3 protein-coding genes are annotated in these 1,896 nt (G+C 60.6%); 1 reads left to right on the top strand and 2 read right to left on the bottom strand.

Annotated features, from left to right (window positions below; translation table 11 throughout):
* Together EN964_RS33155 and EN964_RS33150 are read right to left on the bottom strand one after the other, a co-directional pair.
* Positions 1–651: GntR family transcriptional regulator (locus EN964_RS33155; protein WP_164776292.1), on the bottom strand; the 651-nt coding region annotated here is incomplete at its 3' end.
* A gap of 107 nt (positions 652–758) precedes the next feature.
* A complete protein-coding gene (locus tag EN964_RS33150) occupies positions 759–1,547 on the bottom strand; it encodes a 2OG-Fe(II) oxygenase (RefSeq protein ID WP_127268583.1) in 789 nt (262 codons plus the stop codon).
* 102 nt (positions 1,548–1,649) lie between these two features.
* On the opposite strand from EN964_RS33150, the gene EN964_RS33145 reads away from it, so the two are divergent.
* Positions 1,650–1,896, top strand: a 247-nt coding sequence (locus EN964_RS33145) for a LysR family transcriptional regulator (RefSeq protein ID WP_127277341.1), incomplete at its 3' end; no start/stop codon positions are given.

Raw genomic sequence — 1,896 nt, 5'->3', positions numbered from 1 at the left:
GGCAAGCAACTCCTCGAAATCGAGATCGATGTGCTCCCTGGCATGGCGCTGGGCTGCACGCATGTCCTTGCCCTTCAGCAACCGCACATAGGTTTCGTGAACGTCTTCGGCCGGCACCGGCTCATTGCGGGCATGCTGGTGGAGCGCAAAATACATCTGCAGCCGGCTGGTCAGCCGCTGCCAGGTTTCCAGCAGCACCGAATTGTCGGCCCATTCGTAGATCAGGCCATGCAGTTGCAGCGCGGTTTCGATTTGGCGTGTCGTGTCCAACGCACGGGTCGCCTGCTTCACGGCTTCGTGACGCCGGTCGAGCTCGTCGAAGAAGCGCTGGTCGCGCAGCGGCCACGCCCGCTCGATGGCCAGCTCGTCCATCACCTTGTTGAACGAATAGGCATCGTCGATGTCCTTGGCTGTGACCTCGATGACGAAGGTGCCGGCATAGGGGATGCTGGTCAGGATGCCTTCCTGGACCAGTTCGCGCATTGCCTCGCGCAACGGCGCGCGGCTGACCCGCATCTGTTCGGAAATCCGCAGCTCGTTGAGCTTCTGGCCGGGTGCGAGCTGCCCGGTCAGGATCGCACGCCGCAACAGCGCGACGATCTCGGCGCGTCGCGTCGTGTCCGCAATCGGACTGAAATCCGCTTTCGCCATTCGGCCACTCCCAGGGAAATCGAAAGCAAGACAAGCAGATTGTCGACAATCTAACAAGAGGTCATCTTCGGATTCTTGGGGGCCGTTGGCATGTCGGCCTTTCGGTCTCAGGCGGCACGGCCGTAGAAGCCGACCCGCTCCTCGGGGCTGAACACCACGCCGGGCTTTTCATAGTAGGAAAACACCGCGATCATGCGCTCGCGCTCGCCTTCGACCGTGGTGACGCGATGCGCGGTGTTTTTGCCGCGGAAGACATTCAGCGTGCCGGGCTTCATGCGCAGGATCTTTGCATCGGGATCGCGCCCGTCCAGCAGCCTTGCGACGCCGTCATAGTTGGGATTGCCGTCAGATCGCAGATCGGTGCGGTATTCGAGGTCGCCGCCGTATTCCGCTGCCTGCAGCAGCAGCGTCGTCGTGAATTCGGAGCGATCGAAATGCCAGTTCAAAGCCTCGCCGGCGCGATAGGCCATGACATTGGTTCGCGCCAACGGATCCTGCATGACATGCAGCCTGGTCTTGCCCATCGTCGCCGCCAGGAAGCGCAGCAGCGGTTCGTATTCGTAGATGGCGAGCACGACGCTGGCCGGAATCTGGTCGGCACAGACGGTGTGGCTGATGGTCTCCACCTTGCGCAGCGCCGGATGGTCGGGTGCAAGCTCGGGAATGTCAGGCTTGAAGTAGATGTTGTGCATCCGCTTGTGCACATGCGAGCGCGCGGCCATCACCGGCTGGATTTCGCGCACGGCTTGTTCCGCCACGCCGGGGCGCAAAAACCCTTCCAGATTGAACATGCCGTCGGCTTCGAGCGCGGCGACGGATTGTTCGACAAGGCGCTGCCATTCGGCGCTGCCTTCGCGGTCGAGCGGATAGCGGTCGAGATCGAGGATGTCTTTCATCGTCATGGCTCCGAAGGTTTCGAGCCTATGAGACGGCAAAAAAATCTTTCTCTCAACGTCGAAAATAATTAGGATTGAGCAAGAAAAACTTATGGATCTGTTGTGGAACGGTTGCCGCCGCTGAATGCGATCAAGGCTTTTGAAGTTGCCGCCCGTGCCGGCAGCTTCACCTTGGCCGCTTCTGAACTCGGCGTGTCCTCTGCAGCGGTCAGCCAGCAGATACGCAATCTTGAGAACTGGTTCGGCAAGCAATTGTTCGTGCGCACCGGCAACCGCATCGCGCTCACCGATGCCGGCCACGCTATCTATCCGCAGACCGCGAAGGCTTTGGGACACATCGCCGCTATAG

Source organism: Mesorhizobium sp. M7A.F.Ca.CA.001.10.2.1 (assembly GCF_003998575.1).
Lineage (GTDB): Bacteria > Pseudomonadota > Alphaproteobacteria > Rhizobiales > Rhizobiaceae > Mesorhizobium.
This window is presented reverse-complemented; position numbering and strand designations above follow the sequence as displayed.

Excerpts from the sequence above, each read along its gene's own strand:
- EN964_RS33150 (WP_127268583.1), bottom strand. The coding sequence starts at position 1,547 with ATGAAAGACATCCTCGATCTCGACCGCTATCCGCTCGACCGCGAAGGC.